Genomic DNA, 19,738 nt, shown 5'->3' with positions numbered 1-19,738 from the left:
ATTAGTAGTAAAATAGTTTTTAATGTATAATATTATTATGGAAAAAGGTAAATTTACAAATGATGCATATATACCCTTAGGTAAATTAGAGCAAATGGACTCTAATATTTCATTATTTGTAAAAAAGTATAGATTAAACTTTACAACTATAGTAACATTTGAAAATCAATATGCTAAAATGATAGAAACACCAGAATTGGTAAAAAAACGTTATATAAAGAATGTTGAATTAGCAAGTAAATTAAATATAGAAGCAGATGATAATGATTTTATAACTGAAATTGCTAAAAGATTAGTTTCTAAGCAGGATTTACCGTTTGAAGTACCAAAAGATAAATATAAGATAATCTTGAAACAGTTTCAAGATGATGGTAATGATTTGACAATTATTACATCATGATTGATTAATGAGATTGATAATTTTATACATGATAATACACACATGGACCTTAGAAGGATGATTCCAGAATTATCTAAAAAGGATGAGAAGTTCATAATGGCTTATAATGAAACAACAAAATTTTATTCAATAGAAGATTATATAAAATTTGTTTCATGCTCATATGAAACTGCAAGAAGCTCTTTAGAAAGATTGGCTGGTCTTAATTTGTTTAAGAAAGATAAGCAAGGGAAAAGGTTTGTTTTTAAACCAACTATTAAACTACAAAATATAATGAAAGGCGGTATGAAATGAATTTAAAACCAATAAACAGCAATGATACAATAACTTTTATAAACACAAGCACATTTACAAAAACTAATGTTCATGAAAAACACGTTGTTACCGACCCTAAGAAATCAATACCAAATGGTATTTATGGGGTTATTAGATGAGAGTTGGTAAGACAAATATCTACAATGATATTATCTGGTTTATTATTATTAGCATCAATTATTGCGATTGTACTTGGAGTTCTTGTTTGAGATTTTGGTCCTATAACATTTTCAGTTCCAAGTATCTGTGGAATGCTAGCATTATATAGATTTGCAATATCGTCTATTGAATTTATTAGCATGAGAAAGGCAGTGGAGAGATATCGTCAAGATATTCAGGTAGGTCTTTCATCAACTCCACCATTTATATCTAAGTTATATATAGGGATGCATAAAAAACAAGTTGCTCATAATTGAATTACTTTTTCATTATTATTTTATGGCGGAATATCAACAGTTATTTTATGATGGTTAAAAGATGTTGATTGATGAATACTGCACTTTGATCAATGAATACATAACGGTATGGGAAGACCAGAATTAATCGCTACAATAATGGCGATATCACTATTGGTTATATCTATAGTTCATATAATATTTGCTATACAGAGAAGAAAAAGAATCAATGATATGAATATGTATTTCGGTGAAGAAATAGCACCAACATCACAAATAGAAGAGATAAAATCAATAAGAAATAAGGCGTATAGGAGACTATTTATATTGTCAGTTCTCCTTATATTAGTTGTGCCATTAATAATTTTAATGATATTAAGAATAATTAGAAGAAAGCGTTAGGCGCTTTTTTTGTATAATATTAATACATAAACATAGAGTTATACATATTACAAGGAGGCAACATGTCATTAGGATTAGCAATTGGTTTAATTATTGGTTTATTTATAGTTGGAATGTTAGTTGGTGGAGGAATTGGATTCTTTATTACTAAAAGATTGTTTGAAAAACAACTTAGAGAAAATCCACCAATTAACGAAAAAATGATTAGAGCAATGTTTTTACAAATGGGTAGAAAACCATCTGAAGCACAAATCAAATCAGTAATGCGTTCAATGCAAGCTGCTAAATAATAGCTTTTGCTATTTTTTTTAATCTATTTTGATACTTTTAAATAGCATAATAAAATATTAAAAATATCGATATTTGTATATTTTTAATATAATTAAATAGTGAAACATTCAAAACATAGAAAAAAAGGCATTTTTGCTGCTAGTGGAGTTGTCTTAACTCAAGGTTTGGAAGCTGTAATGCTGCCTATTATTTTTTATGCTGGATTTATGTTTATAATTTCTAAAAATAATGGTATTGCTTATTCAAGTGGAATAATGTCTATAAAAGAAACTTTTTCTTTAGTGTTATTAACTATATATTTGGGTCCTACAATCATGAAGAGAGTTATTAAATTAATGACTCAAAAGAAATATGTTTTTTTATTCTATCTGGAACTCTTGGTACCGCTACTGGTAATTTGCTTTTTATTATTGGTATTATTTTAGCAGGTCCTTCATATGGTGTTATTTTAACCGCTTTATATCCAGTTTTTGCAATTGGATTAAATAAAATTATTTGTAAAGAGAAAGATAATTGATTATCTAAAATGGGAATAGTTTTTTCAATTATTTCAGGAGCGCTTTTTGTTATTATTCCATCAGCAATCGGTGGAGGAAAAATAGATGCAAAAAAAATAATGGGTATGGCGTGTGGATTGTTTGCTGGATTTTTCTGAGCATTGGATGGTTTATTTTTAAAGATAGCAATGAAAAAAAATCCTAATGTTACTCAAAAAGAAGCCCTTGCTATTAAAACAGTTTCAGTATCTTTAACAACATGAATTATTTTTATACCTATTTCTATGGGCATTAATCACTTATTTAAGCAAACAGGAGAACCTTTTTTTAATATATTCACAGATTTCTTTGGTCCTTTATTTACAAATGATAATGCATGAATAGTATGAATTATTTTATTAATTGCTGGATTAAATATAGTAATCCTTAGGATATTGCATACTATGTCTATAGACTTAATTGGGCAAAAACTTACAGCAATCATCGATACAAATAACTTCATAATTCCTTCTCTTTTTGCATTAGTATTGCAATTTTTACCAGGAATACCAGGTCAAGAATTTAGAAATTCCTTATTCATTCCTTATTTATGATTATTGCTAATTCCACTCTGCATAGGCTTGGCTTTAATAATCATTTATCATGGTAAAAAAGAGATTCCAAATTTTAAAATTGCTCTTAAGGAGATTTTCAAAAGAAATACAAAAGAATAGCGATAATTTAAAATCATTAAGCAAACACGATCAAAATTTAAAAAAATATTTCTTTTAGGCTTGTGCAAGAAGTGTAAAGACAAAAAATATTATCAAGTTTTAAACATCATACAAATATTTTTGTGTGATGTTTTATTATTTCAATATCTTTTAATAGCAATGTTGTTATATTAATTCTTAAATTTACAGTCAAATCTTTAATATTATTGGATAAAAATACAATATCGCTATATCAATTCCCTATCTTTATACTAATGTGCATACTTGTATAAGGTTTTTTTGAGAATGTAAAATAAAAAAGTTATGATAATAAAGTCTTTATCTAACAAAAATATTTTTATACTTTAGCTGAGAATTTTATAGTAAAAATGCATTAAAAAAATATCTAAGTATCTTCTTAGATATAAACTATTAAAAATTAGTTTTTTTATAATGTGTCATTTATATAAAATACTCCACAAATGAATCGTATAAATATTTTATTTTAATTGTCAAGTAGGGAATTTATCTTTTCCTGTTTGTTTTTTTAAGATTGATTGATCAGATAAGATAGTGATAAATATCTCACCAACACCAATAACTTCCCCTTCAAAAAAGTGACCACCTATAACACTAAAATCTTTTTTACCTAAAGTAACATGCAAATGAATCTCTCCATCACCTGCAATACTTCCTTTCATTGATAATAATTCAAGTTCTTCTTTAAATTCTTTTGTTTTATATTCTCCATTCTCTTGTAAAAATCCTAGAGTTACGTTTTCAATAGCTCCAACACCTTCAATTTTTGCGAATTTTATAGCTTCATCAGCCACTAATTTAGTAAGCGACTCTCTTATTTTTTCTCCGATAGATATTTTAAGTGCAATACTACCATTATTTAATTTTTTATATTCCATAATAAAATTGTAGTAGAAATAATATACATAAGCTAGTTATATAAAATTATCACTTTTTACAATGTAAAATACAAAAATAGTAAATTAAAATAACCGATGTATAGAATATTATTTATAATATTATTAATGAAACCAGTTTATAAAAAAAGACATCGTTTTAATTTTAAGGACCTACTAAGAATTGGTGGGGTTATTTTCATTTACTACATCTCTATATTAATTTTTGTTTCTAGTGTGCTTGCTATTCGTTGACTTGTGCTTGGCGGTGCTTTTTGAATTGTTCCTAACGCAACAAATTGGTGATTATTTTATATAGTATTTATTGCACCAGGAATTAGTGCATTATCTCATCTAATATACTCCGAAACCGGTTGATTAAAATATAAAGCATTTGTTTGATTGCATTCAGGCGCAATAATTATATTTGTACCAATAATTATTTTCATTTTCTTTAGATAGAAATGAAAATTTTATTTTTTATAACATTTTTAATAATTGATTGTTAGAATTATATTAATGAATTTTAAATTTAAAAGAATATTATTATCTTTATCGTTAATTACCTTTACACCTGTAACGGCATTTTTAGTCACTTCTTGTTCTTCGAATAAAAAAAGTATTCATAATAGTGGTAAAAATGTATTGTGGATTGGAATTGATGGTTTTTCTGCTAATGTTTGAAAAAAACATCCAACTGAAAATATAGGTAAATTAATAAGTAAATCTAACTACTCCATCAGTGCTAAAGATATAATGCCCTCAAAGACTTACCCAAATTGAACTGGATTATTAACTTCTCAAAAACCCGATAAAACAGGTATTTTGTCAAACCCTTCTAGTGTTTTGGGTGGTCCAATAATAAAAAACCCAACTCCACAAAATAATATGGGTAAGGGAGTTGCTTATTCAATTTTTGATGCCATTAAAGATCAAACAAAATTAAGGACTTCTTTTATCTATCCGCTGACTAAAGGTTTTACACTGAAAGACATTGTAAATCCTAATTCTGTTAATAATATGATTTATGCAAAACCTAATCCTAATGAATTAAAGATCACAAAAGAAGAAGAGGCACATTTAAAAGAAAAGATACTTAATGCCAATAAAGGTATTGGTAAGTTTGAAGCATTAAAATTACAAGTTGCATATACTTTATCAAAGGCTACGGATTCTGAATCCATTTATAGAGCTGCAGATTTAATTATTAAAGATAAAACTGACTTTGTTTTCTCTCATATAGCCGGTTTAGATATTCGTGGACATGCTTTTAATTGAGGTTCTCAAGAGTATATTGATTATATGAATAAAATAGATTCATATATTGGAGTTGTTTTGAAAAGGTTGAAAGAAAGTAAAGAAATTGATAACACAATAATAGTCATTACATCAGATCATGGTGGAATTATCGGTGGAAAAACTCATGGTGGTGATACCCCTGATGAAAGAACAGTCCCAATAATTATTTTTGATGGGTCTAAGCAAAAACAAAAAAAATTCACCAATATTTCAACTCTTGATGTTGCACCAACTATTGCAAATATATTAGGAATTGATAAGTATAAGGAGTGGGAAGGTAAAATATTAAAGATATAGTAAATGCCCTTTATATTAAGGCGAAAAATTAAAATACACCACCCAAGGTATTAGATATCATTTTGGAATGTCTATATCACCTTGTTTTCCAAACGTTATTATAACTTTGATATTATAATAGCCATAGCCCTTTAATACTTTAATTAAACTTTCAATATTTTGAATTAAGTTTACAAAAGAATGAGAGGGTTATTTTTATATAAAAAAACAAAAGATTTATTTAAATAGCAAAATACCATTAAGTGATATTGATATATTATTTCTAAAAATCTTTTGATTTTGAAATTTATATGGTTAGTCCTGTGATTTATTTGAAAGCCTTCTCGATATTTTTGGAAATTATTTTATTCTAAATTTGATATTTCATTCTTTTCGGTGTACTCAAGTATTTCCTTTTTTATATTATTTTTTAAGATTTTGTTAGAGGGCAGGCAAAACGCTGCCATATCCCCCATAAAAATGAATAATGCACCTCAAATAAAACCAATAGGTGGAATATAACACCATAGCCAAATTCTTGGAGTTTTTAATCATAATTTTAGTTCTTTTTCATCAATATCCAATGATGGGAATTTCATATTTCGGAAAACAATTTCAATAGTTTCTTTGCTTGTTCCAAAACGTCTAATTATTCTTTTATAAAGAAAGAGGTGTTTAATTCATAATCATAGCACTTGTAAAAGATGTGTTATTGTTGTTAAAGCCAAACACCAAAAAGATATGTTTCATTTATCAATTGTATCTTCTGCAAATAAATTATTTACAAATACATAAGTAAAAAAAGGAGTTATAACAGCAAAACATCATATTAAAAATGCACAAGTTGGTATAAGGATAATACGCAGACCTATTTTTTTGTTTAATTTAATTGCTTTATTTTGAATTTTTGATATTTGTTTAGTTTTCATATGCTTTAATTATAATCTTTTTAAATAAAACATAATATATTAAACTAATCATTAAAGTGAATAATTCACAGAACGTGTTTACCTCTTTTTATTTTTTAATTCTTGAAAATAAATAAACAAATTATTAATGGGGTGCTATTTATATACTTTATCTTGTTTTTTTTGCAAATTATTTCTTTGGTATATAAAAATACACACATTACGAGTTATATATTAAATCTTTATCGCCGTGTATAGTGAATGACTTTTTTTACTTTTTTTCATAAAATGGCTACATATAAATGAAGGAGGTGAAAATGAAAAAAAATAACTTTAGAAAAATGACAAAGGAAGAAAGAGTTAATATGTATGGTGGTTTCTCTTGATTAAGTCTTATTCCTGCAGCTACTTCACTAATACAAACGGTTGTAGGGGCAGGTATTTCCATTTATCAAGCAGTAACAAGTAAATCTGGATCAGTTTCTTTTGGTGGGTCAAAAACTATAATCCAAAAAGCAACGCCAGTCGCTAAAGCAACATCAACATCAAAAGTTGCTAGCACAGCTCCAACTTCAGGCGAGTCAATTCATGAAAGAGGGCATCACATCGCAAGGTCCTTCACGGCTTATTAAGATAAATTTCTTAAAAATTATGCTAGGTATATTCATAATGGGATATCCCTAGTTTTTTTATTAATTATTTTGTAATTTATCTATCTTATGGAAATATGGAGTAATTGCTTTTCTTTTAAAAATTAAAAATATAAAATGGTTAATATGTTATTAGTAAATATGGCTACGATTATTTAAACTATTTGAGCAAAACAAGTTATTTTTATGAGTTTTTCCTATATAATACATACGTTGTTTATAACAACCATTCCGAAATGGTATTTAAGCATAGCACCATAAGGGTGAGTCACATTTTAAAAGGAGAACAATATGTTCGCAATTATTAAAACAGGTGGTAAGCAAATTATAGTTCAAAAAGACGATACAATTTTCATCGAAAAAATTGAAGGTAATGAAGGAGACAAAGTTGTCTTTTCAGAAGTATTAGTTTTAGGAACTAAAATTGGTAAACCATTAGTTTCAGGTGCCTCAGTAGAAGGTACAATCGAAAAACAAGGTAAGCAAAAGAAAATCGTAGTATACAGACATAATCAAAAATCAACACACAAAAGAAAATATGGTCACAGACAACCATATACTCGTGTAAAAATAACTGGACTGAAAGGTTAGGTGAGATAAATGGCACATAAACTTGGTGGTGGTTCTACTAATAACGGTAGAGATTCGCATTCAAAAAGACTTGGAGCTAAATTAGCTGATGGACAATTTACATTAGCTGGTGGAATTATCTATAGACAAAGAGGTACAAAAATTCACCCTGGTACAAATACTGGACGTGGTGGAGATGATACTTTATTTGCACTAATTGACGGTTATGTTAAATACGAAATGATTAAAGGAAGAAAATACGCTTCTGTTTACGCTGAAAGAATTGAAACTAAAAAAGCACAAAAATAACCATCCGGTTATTTTTTTGTTGTTGATTTATCTGCTAAAATATTTTATTCAATGTAAAACACAAGCACGAATATAAATAGTACTATAATTTTTTATAATGAATAATTTTGAAGTTGCCTTAGGCGAAAAATGAAATAAATATATAGCTATCAATGAGATGATGGGTTCTTTTATGTTGATATCTTTCATAATAATATTTTTATACTTTATTACTAAGCATAAAAATAATCATTTTTTAATTGCATTTATGATTGGTATTGTTTTTATGGTTACCACGATAATAACTATGGTTTTTGGTTATTTCTATGGTGGTTCTTCCAATTCAGTCGCACTGTTAACCCCGATCGCTGCAATTCTTAATGGTATAATTAGAGGAATGTATATTGGTTTACCTTATATAATTGGTTTTCAATTTATTGGCGCCTTATTGGGAGGAGCTGTAACATTGTTGGTATTGAAGGGCTTGGGTGCAAACTTAAAGCTATTTTGTGAGACTGCTTTTAATCTAGATAATTCTAAAATTAGCGCTTCATTAACTAAAGAGGTAGTTATGAACTTATTTGTGTGTCTTTCTATTGTTTCAATCCCTTTATTTAGTTGGATGAACAGTACATTAGATTCCACATTAGCATTATTGATTCTTTCTTTATCTGTTATGTTGTTATTATTAATCACATCAAAAAATAAATATTTTATGTTTGCATCAACATTCTCTTTAATAATATTGATGTATAGATTAGTTTTTAATAGACCTACAAAAAAGGAAATAATTAATTTATCAATAGCATTTGGAGTTCATATTATTATACCCATTATAGTAGGGTTTATATTTTATGGATTAATTCATTCAGGGAAAGTATATTACAATTTAACATAGGAGGCTTAAATGAAAAAAATATTTAAAATAGGTACAGTAATTATAGGGATAGCTCCCGTTATTTCTGTAGTTTCATGTGGAATTCAACAACAAGAAGAAGTGAAGTGGAGAAGGGGTGTTTTTTTAGAAGCGCGCGTTCAAGAAAATAAAGATAGAGGTCATATAGTATTCCCTGAGATTAAAAGGGAGGAGATTAAAAAATACAATCCTGATATTTCTGCCTCTTTTGGTGTACCTTTAGTTTCTGGTGGTTTCGGAGATATGAGATATTTTTATTCAATGAAAAATAATCTCTCAATTCATGCGGGTGATGACGCTTTCACAAAAGCAGGAAGTGATGTATTTGCACCTTTTGATGGAGAAGTATTAGGTGTTTGAGGTAAATCAAAAGTAGGAGAGATAGGTGGTGGTTTTGGTACACAAGTTATAATGAAGGTAAAGGTTTCTGATATGTTCTTAAATCCAGAAATATCCAAAAAATTCGAAGGAAATGACTACGCTTATTTAACTTTTGGTCACTTGAGCTTAAGCACACCCACACTATTTAAAAATACAAAAACTAAACAATTTCATATAGATCTTTCTAAATATAAAAGAGGAATTTGAAACTGGAGTTATAATTCTTCAATTAATATTAAACACCCTTACAAGGTAAAGGGCGGAGATTTAATTGGTAAGGTAGGTAAACTTAGTGAGAACGGAGGATGGGTTCCTCATGTGCATGTTGAAGTATATAGAGGTGATTCACAACACTTTAATGCTAAGAGAATTGGTAAGTATATAATGGATCCTAATCAAAGTAGTGAACAATTTAAAACTAAAGGACATAGAGTGTTCGGTAATTTAAAAGGTCTTGGTGTTTACTCAATAATGCGTTCTAGCAAAGAAATGATTAATGCACTATTCAATGGTGGACAATACAAAATAAAAAATAAAACAAAAATAATTGAAAAAAACGATTCTTTTAAAGAAAAAAATGGTTTGATTGATCCAAATTTAATATACAAACTTTGAACGCCTAAATCTAAAAACTACACATTAAATTAATGAAATGGTAAAACCTTATATTTCTTAATATTATAATTGTAAATAAAAACTTATACCCGGCAAGAGTGTAAGTTTTTATTTATGATTGTTATACTTTTATTCATTTTTAGTAAATTTGAAATTAACTATTTTAATATCAGTAATATTAATGACTTCAATCCTATGAAGGATATTGAAATAAATATGGCGATTATTACTGAGTTTTAAAATGAGTAAGTTGTAGTGATTAAAAAGTTTTTTATTTATGAAATTATATTTTGTAGTTGGTTTTTTTAATGTATTACTCCTTTTCTAGGCCTGGTAAATTGGGTCTTGGTTTATTATTAACATCATACGCAAATTTCAAAGTTAGTGTTTGCATTGAATTATTGCCCATTAATCTACTAATGCTTCAATAGTTATCAACTTCCATTAAAGGTATTATTGGTGTTGATTCACGAATTAATTTTTCAAATCCAGCTGCAGTTTTTACAATAAAGGAATCTTCATTTTTACCATCTCTATCAATAAAGAAACCCTCAAATTTATCCATTATTTTTTGCTTTTCTTCTTGTTTTTTAGGTATTTTATCTGGTATCAGTTCATTCATTTTATCTCAAACATCTTGTGGTATTTTTAATTGACTTTGAAGTATTTTTCATGTATTAGCCTTTTGTCTTTTTATTTTAAAATCTGTATATGTTCAGGAACCAGCGGGATTCTCTCTAAATCCCGTTGTTTTAAATGCTTTTTTATCTATACCATCAGGAAGTACAAATCTTTTAATGTATGAAGATAGTTCGGTTCCATATTTATCAAAATTACCATAAATAATATCATAATTACCAGTTGTTTGATATTGTACGAAAACATTTTGTGGTAATGTTTTTTCCTCTAATTTAAGATAATCTCCAAATTGTTCTTTAAGGAAATTTTGAAGACCAATAAAAACTTTTCTAGATTCAGGTGTACCAGAGTCAACATATCTCAAAGTTACCCGTTCCTTATTTGGGTGAGATTTTTTATATTTTTCAAGAAAATATTTAGCTGTCTCAGGATCGAAACCACTATCTTTTCTATTTGAATTTTCAAATGAATGAGATTTAATTTCGTGTTCAAATCAATTAATGTTTTGAATTGGGAATGTTTTGCCATTCTCAGTTTTATAAACCTCTCCGTCTCATTGTTTCTTTGTATTTTTATAAATACCTCAGTGGGATTCTATATGCCTAGACTTAGTATCTTTAGCATTACCAAATCCAGTTCATGTTACAACTGGAAATGATGATTGTCAACCTGCGTATTTAAGTATTTTTTCTCTATTTATTCCATATGAAATAGCTTTTCTTAAATTTTCATCTTGTAGCGGAGAATCTCCATTAGTATTTTTATCTAAATTTAGCGAAAGTGCAATAGTCCCAAATCCTGCATTTTTATGCATATATCTACGCTTATTTGGATCAGATCAAAATTTCATTTGATAAATACTCGGAACTTTTGTATAAGAAATTTTACCATCATCAAATAAGGCTCCCTTGACAACTTCATCTTCTTGAAAATAAAGTTTAATACTATTTGGTATAACATTTTTCTCATCGAAATATTTATTAGATTTCTTGAGTGTTAGCGAACCTTGCTGGCCTAATATTAATGAATCAATATCAAATGGTCCATTTCAAATGAAGTTTTTAATTGAATCTCCAAAATGTCTAATTCCTCCATGATCATCAATGAATTTTTTATTAATTGGCAAAAAATCAGATTTTAGCATTTTGGAAAATAATGTAAAATATTCAACTGGTGTTTGAAGAGAGTAATGAACAATATAATCAGCTCATTCCCCCTTCTTATCCCTTTCATTTTTTGGCACAAGACTTTCTGCTAATTGAAAAGCGGTTTGTGATGTTCCCATAATTTTTTCATTTTCTAATGTTGTTTTACCAGAAGAAACGCCTAATTTAAATTTGCTTTCTCCTATTGTCCCATCTTTTTTTAATTTACCATCAAATGGAGTTGGATAAATTTTCTTATTCTTTTTATAATATTCAAATTGTGCATTATAAACATCATTTACACCTTTAATATGCATGTCTTTTAAATTCGATAATTTTTGTGAACCATTTTGTAAATTAAGTATAGCTTTTGCTGAATCAACATAATCCGAACCTTTTACTAATCTGCTATACTTTTGATCTCATTTTTTATCACCACTCCTCCATCTTGACTTTCTATTCAAATGTAAAAAAACATCATGAACTAAATTTTGATCATCAACAACGGAAACAAATGATTCTGCATTTGGACCCAATGTTATGGTACTAGAAGTATATCCGTAATTTGACAGTGGATAAGATTGTCCGCTTGCACTTGCCTTCCCATTTTTAACGGCAAACAACACTCCATCAAAAGACGGTATTTGCATTTGATTTTTTAAATCACCAGTTGGACCACTAAAGAAAAATCCTTCGATCAATGAACTTGCAACTAAACTCGTTGGTCCATCGTATTTAATATAATTAAGTGAATTTACAGTTGGCACTGCTAAACCAAAGTCATATTTGTCCTTATGTGAATATTTATTTGATACAAATAGTGCAATAGGTAGGATAGATATTCCTATTGAAGTACCTAAAATTGGTACCATAACCTTTCTAAATATTTTTTTTAACATTTCTCCTCCTATTTTGCAAATTGGTTAAGTACTTTAAATACTAAACCATTTTCATTTTCTATAATTTTTGTTGCAGCTTCAATGCTTAACTTCCCGTTTTCAGTAATTAATGGTTTTGAACCTAATGTTAATCCATCAACTTTATTTTTTGAACTATCTACAAAATATAGTGTATATTCACCTGGTTTCGCAGTGGCATTTGAGTAATTACCAGAAGAGAAAAAGTTGGTTGTCCATGAAGTATAACCCTCATCAGCAAGTGTTCTAATTTTCGCACTTGATTGATTTACATAGTAATGAAGATTATCTTGTTTTGTATTTATTTGAACATATTCCACTTTTCCGCTAGTTTTATTTTTCAAAGCCAAGTATTTAATTTTTTTAGATAAAGAAGTCGGCACATAACCATATGCATATAGTGCATCTCTAGCTTTTGATCTTCAAATACCCGTAAGTGTTCTATCTCCAACACCTTTAGATTTAAGCAGGTAATATCAATAAGCGTCTGCAACTCCCATTGGTTTTTTACCGTTTAAATCAGTCATATCACCAACATATGGTTCTTGTGAACCATCTTCTTTATAAATGCTTCAATCCATAGCTTTACGGATAAATCTATCATTAAAATATCCGTTTGCCATAGATAAATTTTTCCCAATATATGTTTCGTTTGAACTGACATAAGAACTAAATAGGGTTAAATAATAATTTTTATTTTTATATAAATGCGCTATTCTTTTCACAGCGTCCTTAGTTTTTTTATTGATTTCATTACCTTTTAATAACGTGGCAAGTGATGAATTACCTTTGAACTGTTCTCAAAACATTGTTGAATAATAATTAGAATTGTACAATCCTTTTGTATCTCCTCTAAATAATGTTCTATATTTTATTCATTTATTATTAAGTTCAAACCCAGTATTGGATTCAGAAATATTTTCCTCAGAATTTTTATGTTTTGTAAATCCTGGCATTAATGGTTCTTTACTTGGTAAATATGTAATTTGTACAAAGTCCCTTGTTAAAACCTCCGGAAAGGTCATTGTATAATTTGTAAAAATACCTGAAAGGGAATCGTAAATAAATTTACCTTTCCCAACTTTTTCTTTTGCTGATTCAATTACTGTTTTACCACTAGAATTTTTAAAATTATATCCGCTCAATGAGTATTCCTTAACTCTACTATTAAGAGCTTCTTTTTCAACATCAGTTAAATTTGATATTTTGGGAAGATCTTTAGAATTTATAAAGTGTCTGTTTGAAAGTACTTCCGCTGGACCTTTCAGGCCTTGAGATAACGTTCCTGAATTATTATCAAAAGCATTTAATAAATATCCTAAATATGTTCTACCCTTATATATATTTTTGAATATACTTTTAGCAACCAAACCTCTAACATCAACTTTACCCTTTATTTCTTCCTCATCATATGTCTTTGTAATATTAATATTATTTTTAAAAACGGAAGCATCTTTATTTCTAATTAAAAAATCTAATAATGATTTATGCTTATTTCAATCTTCAGGTTTTGTTATTTTTAAAACCATTTCTTCAGGATTTAAATATTTTGTAGCATTAAAATCTTGTAAAAGATATAATGCTTGCTTAAAATACTCAAATCAATATTCTTTACTCAACACAAATTTTGGTTCAAATACTTTAAAACTATCTTCTTTATCTGTACCGAAAATTTGTTTATTAGTTTCAAAACTTTTACCATTATCTGTACTAAATTTAGCATATATGCCTTTTTGATAATTATTTATATCTCTCTTAGGTTTACCAACTTCCCAAGCAGAAACTCCTCTAACTTGAATACCATTTGCCCTAGATTTTAAATACATATTTACATTTTTCAAATTATAGGCAGAGCTATCAAAGGATGGGCCGCTTGATTTTGTTCAAGCACCTAGTAACACACTATCACTTGAAAAATCACTAGCAGAATTTAATGTTTGGTGGTGACCATATTCATGTGTTGAAACATAATGTAATCAAGATGTTCCATATCCTTTGAATTTAGGGTTTAAAGAAAGTATTTCTGACATTGGTATTCTTTCAGAGATTGGCATGTATTCATGTTTTTTTGCAATAACTTTATATTCTCCTTTTGAATTTTGTTCAATAACAGGTCCGTTAGATTTTCTTAAGTGATATGGATACTTTTTAGCAATGGCATCATATAATCCTGGATTTATATGGGAATATGCTTGAAATTTATCAACTTTTTTACCATCAATAAAACCACTTCCTACTGGATATAAATGTTTTACAAATTTATACCCAGCATTTTTAACATCACTCTCTTTAACTGTAATCCCATGAATTTTTTTACCAATATAAGATTTCATATTTTCTTTCATCACTTTATTGTAAATTGGTGCAATATTTTCAACAACTTTACTAACATCACCCAAGGTTCCACTCTTACCGAATGGCGCAAACATTGAGTCGCTATTTTGCCCTGCTCCCGCTCACAATGAATACATTGGAAGCGAACCAAAGAAAGCATCTGGATAAAATTTAATATTAGTAGTCTCATGATTTTGACTAGAGTGTCCGCCTAAAGTAATTGAACCCCCTTTATTTTCAACACCTCTAACAATAGAAAAACTTGTCAGTGTTACAATTTCTGGACCTCAAGAAACATTTTGGAAAAATCATTTAATAAATTCAACAAATTCAGAAGGCTTAATAGCAGATGTATATTGATTATCAAAATTCATAGCACCAACACGAATCACAAAATCGGGTGAAACACCTTTGTGTTTTTTGGCATATTCAACAAAGTAATCATCGATATTTTGCCCGTTTATTTTTTTACTTTTTAAATCAACTTCTGCAATTTTATCATCAATAAAATCTCCTGCATGCTCAACAACTCTAGCTTGTAAGTCATTTCCTAATTTGTCAATTTTCGTATATTTTGAAAGCCTTGATTGGTATCTATAACCACTTGAAGTTGAATTAGTTTTTATAAAAACATACGAGGCACCAATTGCTACACCAGATGTTGCTCCAATAACTCCTATAGCTAGCAAAGATTTTGTCCATAATTTCATAATTTTTCCTTTCTTACTCTTAAAAAGCGAAACAAAAAGGAGCAGAAATACTCCAAAATTAATATACATTAAGATAAATAATATAATCGAAAATAAAGTTTTATAGCGAAAACGCTAATTAAATACATAATAATTTATACAATAATTAACATTAATATTTCTTTATTTTTTCTTTTTAGTTTTGGCGATTTTGAGTTTTAAATAGATTCATTTTTATGAATACTACACATTAATTATAAATATATATATTCATTAAAAATGCAATTTTTTTCTATCATTTGAGCATTAAAGTTGTTTTTTAACTTGTTTCATTGCCTTTTTAGTCATTTTATTTTAAAATTTATTTAAAAAAATAAACAAAAAAACATATTTAAATGTAATATATTGCCATACATTTTTTCATTATAAATGAAAAAAATAATTATGTAAGATAAAATAATGATCTTAAATTATGAAACATTATTGTAAATTCGAAATTTTATTAGCATACGTTGCTTCTTTAATGTTCAGTATAAGTTTATATTTAAAATATGCTCATTTTTAAAATTCACTATATAAGATTGCTACTTTTTATCATACTTATTTAAAGAAACTAAATTTAATTTCAGTTATTTTTTTGTCTATTTATAACCCTATTCCAAATTCTAAATACTTTTCAAAAGATTATTGATTTTAACTTAGATTAAGGAAATATAATTAGTCATAAATTATAAAAATATACCACAAATCTTTTGCTACCTTTTCGATATTTGACTTCTAATTTGTTTTATCTATACTAAAACTTTTTTGTTATATTTTCTCAAATTAAATTGCAATTTCAATTATGCGATAAATATATTTAGTTTTAAATATCCACCTTTACTAAATTGACTTTTGCAATGCATAGGTTTATTAAAATATTTTAAATCATGTTCTTTTCCAGAGATTAATTTGTTTATATCATTATTTTCAGATCCTTTTAGCTTGGAAAAGATTCTGTATATAATATTGCATATTAAAAGTGCTATACCTAAATTTTAAATCTAAGTTAGCACTCTATTTTTATTTTATAAACTATATATAAATACCATTGTAATTATTATGCTTTTTATTTAAAGTTTTTTAAATCCAAGGGAGTTGGTAAAGCAACTCTTTTATGGTTAGTTATTTTTATTTGGTGTTCAATTTTACTTATTATTTCCTTATCGGTAGCAATTCCTTTTATATATTTATCAACTTCATCATAAGAAAATCCTAATTCATCTTCATCAGTTTGCCCTTCTCAAAGAGCAGCAGTAGGTTTCTTGGTATAAACAATTGGGGGTAAACCTAATTCTTTAGCCATTTCTTTAACTTCTCCCTTTGTTAGATGAATAATAGGTAATAAATCAACTCCTCCATCCCCATATTTTGTAAAATAACCCAAAATCCATTCAGCCGCATTATCAGTTCCCAATACTAAATATCTTTTTTCTTGAGCCAATGCATATAATGAAGTCATTCTAAGTCTAGGCTTTATATTAGCTGTTGCTAATTTAGTTTTTGTATTTACAGCTTCTTTAAGGGCTTTATAACTATTTGTAAGGTCAATTGTTCTGGTCTCTATTTCTATATTCTTAGCAAGGAGTTTGGCATCAATTAAGTCTTGACCCATTTCTCCTATAGGAAGATAAACTCCCAAAGAGTTATTTGGAAAAGCTTTTTTTGCCAAGGCAGCAACTACTGATGAATCAACTCCCCCCGAAAGACCAACAATAACCCCATCCATATTAGCTTTACAGACTTCTTTTTGAAGCCACTTAATTAAATAATTTGAATATTTCATATAAATATAATACTACAAAACAATTGTTATATTGGTAACATTATCTAAAATATTAATTTAAGTTAATTTCATATGTCTATTTTACTTGCTTGAATGACAGCTACAATAATATTTTTCAAGTTCTTCTCTCAATAATACAAATTCTAAAAGTACTTCATTTTCTTCTTTAAATTTGGGATTTATCATATAAAATTTTTCCTTGTGCTCACTACGAGAAAGTATAACTTTTTTTTCTTGCATATAATTCAAATGTTTAGAAACATTAGCTTGGGTTGTTCCAACTTTTTCAACCAAGCTACTAACCCCATGTGAATTGCAACAACAAGTAAAAAAATGCGCTAAAAGTTTTAATCTAAGTTTAGAAGATAAAATTTTCATGGTATTTTCAATTTTCATTATACACCTGCCTTATATTAATATTATACCTTATACAACTAATTAGTTATATCAAGAATAATGAAATAAAAAAAGGGACTACCCTCTTTCTGATCATTCAAATTCAAATGAAAATATTCTAACTGTATCTCCATCTTTAACACCTTGTCTTCTAAGTTCATCCCAAACTCCTAGTGAAGCAAGTTTTTTATTAAACCTCATAAAATTTTCGCCAGTAGACAATGGAATTTTATCGTAAATACGTTCAACCTCTTTACCATATATCTCAAACATACCTTCATACATTTTTTCTACAATAAAATCATCTTCAAAAGTAATGGTAACTTCTGATTTTTTTGCCTTATATTCAATTTCATCAGCTTGCTTATAAGATTCATATAACTTATGTTTCAAGGGTTCGATACCTCTTTCGGTTAATGCTGAAATTTGAATTAATTCTATTTCTGGATAAGCTTTTTTGAATTTAATAATATTTTCATCAAAAGCAACAAGATCAGATTTATTAGCAACTACAACTTGTTTACGTTTTTCAAGTCCTAATGAATATTCTTTCAATTCTTTGTTGATAATTTCAAAATCACTAATCGGATTTTTATTCGCATCACCAAAATCAATGACATGTGCAATAAGTCTACATCTCTCGATATGTTTTAAGAACTCAATTCCCAAACCTTTTCCTTGAGCAGCACCCGCTATAAGACCTGGAAGATCGGCAACAACAAATGAATTTTCACCAACTTTTGATAACCCTAATTGAGGGTTAAGGGTTGTAAATTCATATGCAGCTGTTTTAGGTTTTGCATTAGTAACTTTTGAAAGAAGTGTTGATTTACCCGCTGAAGGCTTTCCAACAAAACCAACATCAGCAAGAACTTTAAGAACTAACTTAAGCCTGTACTCATCCCCTCTATCACCATTTTCAGATATTCTAGGAGCTTGATTCCTTGAAGACTTAAATTTAGTATTACCTTTTCCTCCGTTACCACCTTGAGCAATTAGATATTTCTTTTCTTCTGTAATATCAACTAATAATTTATCACCGTTCATAACAAGAGTACCTAAAGGAACTTTTATATAAACATCTTTACCTGCTGCACCATATTGGTTTTTCCTTCTCCCGTCTTCACCATCGTTACCAAATATGTTTCTTTTTAATTTTAGATTTAAAAGTGTATTCATGCCAGGTTCACCTACAAAGTAAACACTACCACCAGTTCCGCCGTCACCACCATCAGGTCCCCCACGAGATACGTGAGCCTCTCTACGGAAAGAAACAACACCATTTCCACCTTTTCCTGCTTTTACATGTATTTCTGCTTCATCTATAAATTTCATACTTGTATTATAAAGGAAATAAAGAAATAACCAAGCTATTTAAAAAACCAATAAATTAACGCCATTTTAAATAAAATTATATTAGTTATTAAAGGGAGTATATTTTTAAGATAATTAAGTTATAAAAAATAATTTTAAGAAATTCAATAATGAACATTAAGTAAGAAAAACAACAGTAGAAGAACTGTTGTTTTTAAACAATATGAATTTACGTTTTCGTTAAACAGCGTTTGACGAGAAACATCCGTTTGTTAATAATTATTGAATTTTTATTTTTCATATAACTCCTTTTTGATTGATTAATACATATATAACTATATTTTGGATGAACTTAAGTCTGACGATTATTTATGCCGGACGAGAATTGTCATTTTTTTGATTATTTTTGTGTCTTTTGTTTCCATAATAACCCCTTTCTTCTATATTGATTATAGATTTTTAAATTATTTAATATTTAAGTATATTGCAGATTTTAACAAGACTAGACGAGAATGCCCATAATTAAAATATTTTTGGGGGAATGAGTTAGTTTCATTCCTGAAGCATCTTCTTCTTTAAACTTTACTTTTTCTTCTTTAAACTTTACTTTCGTGGTTTTCATAATTTTAACTCACCTCCTTTACATACTAATTATACATTGCCGGGCCAC

At 27.9% G+C, this 19,738-nt stretch carries 19 protein-coding genes; 12 read left to right on the top strand and 7 right to left on the bottom strand.

The window, feature by feature from the left end:
- Nucleotides 1–37 precede the first annotated feature (37 nt).
- The 5 genes from C4B24_RS03235 to C4B24_RS03215 all read left to right on the top strand — a co-directional run bounded on the left by C4B24_RS03235 (nt 38) and on the right by C4B24_RS03215 (nt 3,013).
- Nucleotides 38–700 carry a hypothetical protein gene (locus C4B24_RS03235; protein ID WP_131599319.1) on the top strand — a complete coding sequence of 221 codons (663 nt, stop codon included), beginning with the start codon at nt 38–40 and terminating at the stop codon, nt 698–700.
- On the top strand, nt 691–1,512 hold the full coding sequence (locus C4B24_RS03230) for an MSC_0882 family membrane protein (protein ID WP_131599317.1): 822 nt from the start codon (nt 691–693) through the stop codon (nt 1,510–1,512). The genes C4B24_RS03235 and C4B24_RS03230 overlap by 10 nt, the downstream gene beginning before the upstream one ends.
- 62 nt (nt 1,513–1,574) lie before the next feature.
- Nucleotides 1,575–1,802, top strand: coding sequence for a YneF family protein (locus C4B24_RS03225; RefSeq protein WP_131599315.1), 228 nt, complete (start codon nt 1,575–1,577; stop codon nt 1,800–1,802).
- 99 nt (nt 1,803–1,901) lie between these two features.
- On the top strand, nt 1,902–2,228 hold the full coding sequence (locus C4B24_RS03220) for a hypothetical protein (RefSeq protein WP_131599313.1): 327 nt from the start codon (nt 1,902–1,904) through the stop codon (nt 2,226–2,228).
- Nucleotides 2,201–3,013: a hypothetical protein gene (locus C4B24_RS03215; protein WP_210725195.1), complete on the top strand. Its 813-nt coding sequence runs from the start codon at nt 2,201–2,203 to the stop codon at nt 3,011–3,013. The genes C4B24_RS03220 and C4B24_RS03215 overlap by 28 nt, the downstream gene beginning before the upstream one ends.
- Before the next feature lie 479 nt (nt 3,014–3,492).
- Here the strand turns inward: C4B24_RS03215 and C4B24_RS03210 are convergent, their stop codons facing one another.
- On the bottom strand, nt 3,493–3,909 hold the full coding sequence (locus C4B24_RS03210) for a PPC domain-containing DNA-binding protein (RefSeq protein WP_131599309.1): 417 nt from the start codon (nt 3,907–3,909) through the stop codon (nt 3,493–3,495).
- A gap of 96 nt (nt 3,910–4,005) precedes the next feature.
- Here C4B24_RS03210 and C4B24_RS03205 point away from each other — a divergent pair, with 96 nt between their 5' ends.
- Complete coding sequence (locus tag C4B24_RS03205; RefSeq protein WP_131599307.1) at nt 4,006–4,368, top strand: hypothetical protein; 363 nt, start codon at nt 4,006–4,008, stop codon at nt 4,366–4,368.
- A gap of 57 nt (nt 4,369–4,425) precedes the next feature.
- Complete coding sequence (locus C4B24_RS03200; RefSeq protein ID WP_131599305.1) at nt 4,426–5,502, top strand: alkaline phosphatase family protein; 1,077 nt, start codon at nt 4,426–4,428, stop codon at nt 5,500–5,502.
- Nucleotides 5,503–5,846: 344 nt separating this feature from the next.
- Here C4B24_RS03200 and C4B24_RS03195 read toward each other — a convergent pair whose 3' ends face one another.
- Nucleotides 5,847–6,410: a hypothetical protein gene (locus C4B24_RS03195; RefSeq protein ID WP_131599303.1), complete on the bottom strand. Its 564-nt coding sequence runs from the start codon at nt 6,408–6,410 to the stop codon at nt 5,847–5,849.
- 296 nt (nt 6,411–6,706) lie between these two features.
- On the opposite strand from C4B24_RS03195, the gene C4B24_RS03190 reads away from it, so the two are divergent.
- The 5 genes from C4B24_RS03190 to C4B24_RS03170 all read left to right on the top strand — a co-directional run bounded on the left by C4B24_RS03190 (nt 6,707) and on the right by C4B24_RS03170 (nt 9,842).
- On the top strand, nt 6,707–7,021 hold the full coding sequence (locus C4B24_RS03190; protein ID WP_131599301.1) for a hypothetical protein: 315 nt from the start codon (nt 6,707–6,709) through the stop codon (nt 7,019–7,021).
- Between the two features lie 309 nt (nt 7,022–7,330).
- The gene (gene rplU, locus C4B24_RS03185) at nt 7,331–7,630 is read left to right on the top strand and encodes a 50S ribosomal protein L21 (RefSeq protein ID WP_131599299.1); all 300 of its coding nucleotides are present in this window, start codon (nt 7,331–7,333) and stop codon (nt 7,628–7,630) included.
- A 9-nt stretch (nt 7,631–7,639) separates the two neighbouring features.
- Entirely contained in the window at nt 7,640–7,918 is a 279-nt protein-coding gene (rpmA, locus tag C4B24_RS03180) for a 50S ribosomal protein L27 (protein WP_131599297.1), read from the top strand.
- 97 nt (nt 7,919–8,015) lie between these two features.
- Nucleotides 8,016–8,795, top strand: coding sequence for an MAG4940 family membrane protein (locus tag C4B24_RS03175; protein ID WP_131599295.1), 780 nt, complete (start codon nt 8,016–8,018; stop codon nt 8,793–8,795).
- 9 nt (nt 8,796–8,804) lie between these two features.
- Nucleotides 8,805–9,842 carry a hypothetical protein gene (locus C4B24_RS03170; protein WP_131599293.1) on the top strand — a complete coding sequence of 346 codons (1,038 nt, stop codon included), beginning with the start codon at nt 8,805–8,807 and terminating at the stop codon, nt 9,840–9,842.
- 280 nt (nt 9,843–10,122) lie between these two features.
- Here the strand turns inward: C4B24_RS03170 and C4B24_RS03165 are convergent, their stop codons facing one another.
- From C4B24_RS03165 to obgE, 5 genes are all read right to left on the bottom strand, one after another.
- Nucleotides 10,123–12,492, bottom strand: coding sequence for an ABC transporter substrate-binding protein (locus tag C4B24_RS03165; RefSeq protein WP_131599291.1), 2,370 nt, complete (start codon nt 12,490–12,492; stop codon nt 10,123–10,125).
- Between the two features lie 8 nt (nt 12,493–12,500).
- Complete coding sequence (locus tag C4B24_RS03160) at nt 12,501–15,554, bottom strand: PDxFFG protein (protein ID WP_131599289.1); 3,054 nt, start codon at nt 15,552–15,554, stop codon at nt 12,501–12,503.
- A 1,087-nt stretch (nt 15,555–16,641) separates the two neighbouring features.
- Entirely contained in the window at nt 16,642–17,358 is a 717-nt protein-coding gene (gene nadE, locus C4B24_RS03155) for an NAD(+) synthase (protein WP_131599288.1), read from the bottom strand.
- Nucleotides 17,359–17,439: 81 nt separating this feature from the next.
- Nucleotides 17,440–17,754 carry an ArsR/SmtB family transcription factor gene (locus C4B24_RS03150; RefSeq protein WP_131599286.1) on the bottom strand — a complete coding sequence of 105 codons (315 nt, stop codon included), beginning with the start codon at nt 17,752–17,754 and terminating at the stop codon, nt 17,440–17,442.
- A 78-nt stretch (nt 17,755–17,832) separates the two neighbouring features.
- The gene (gene obgE / locus C4B24_RS03145) at nt 17,833–19,089 is read right to left on the bottom strand and encodes a GTPase ObgE (RefSeq protein WP_131599284.1); all 1,257 of its coding nucleotides are present in this window, start codon (nt 19,087–19,089) and stop codon (nt 17,833–17,835) included.
- Between the last annotated feature and the right edge of the window lie 649 nt (nt 19,090–19,738).

The organism is Mycoplasma marinum (assembly GCF_004335975.1).
Lineage (GTDB): Bacteria > Bacillota_I > Bacilli_A > Mycoplasmatales > Metamycoplasmataceae > Mycoplasma_K > Mycoplasma_K marinum.
This window is presented reverse-complemented; position numbering and strand designations above follow the sequence as displayed.